Raw genomic sequence first — 814 nt, forward strand, 5'->3', positions numbered from 1 at the left:
ATGTTGGCAATAAAATTTATAAGAATATGACCTACAGAGAATTAAGTATCTATACTAACATAAATATTATGCCAACATAACAACGAAAGAACAGCCTGTTCTTCGGAAGTGTGAAAGGAATACAGAACTCCGCAATCTATAATACCTTTATAGAAACATGCAAACAGGCAGGAGTCTCCTTCAGGGATTACTTCTGCAGGCTGCTCAGAGAATTAAAAAAGGGAAGAACGGATTACGAAAACCTCCTTCCCATGACAATATGCAAATAATAATCGTTAAATTTGTGGACTCTTTTTTAGACGGGCGCTTGCTGGCGTCCGTCTAAAAGGGGACAGTATGCTCGGCATGAGTATTAGCTAACGGGTGCAAGTCCCTAATGAGCCCTAATAGCGGGAATCATACAGTCAATAGCAAGGGTGTCCATCGTGAGGTGGAATCTGAAAGAAGCTGGCGGCAAACATCTGGTCTGACGAACAGAAACTTCATATAAGGCATAAAAACCGTGGGCAAGGTTGCTGTCCAAACCAAAGCCCTATAGCTATTCGGAACGGTTAATGTAGATGAAGCAGACATAAGATGGAAAGTTAATACCCTTATCCGAGGAGGTCTCACGGACATACAGATTAGTTTTTTTTTTACGAAATGTATGGAGTAAAGCTTGCCGTGAGAAGTCAGCAGATGTCATAGTAGCAAACGTGTCGATAAGTTTGTGAAGGACTGAACCTAATAATTAAACGATAGTAATAGAAACATACCTAATGAAAGAACGAATGCAGAAAACATTATCCGAAGTTAATGACTGCCCTCAAAGAGA

The 814-nt window shown here is 40.2% G+C and carries 1 pseudogene; it reads left to right on the forward strand.

The window, feature by feature from the left end:
• Positions 1-80: 80 nt before the first annotated feature.
• Positions 81-269: pseudogene (locus H6A27_RS15310) on the forward strand (IS66 family transposase); the annotation flags it as partial.
• Between the last annotated feature and the right edge of the window lie 545 nt (positions 270-814).

The organism is Bacteroides caecigallinarum, assembly GCF_016902295.1.
Classification (GTDB): Bacteria; Bacteroidota; Bacteroidia; order Bacteroidales; family Bacteroidaceae; genus Phocaeicola; species Phocaeicola caecigallinarum_A.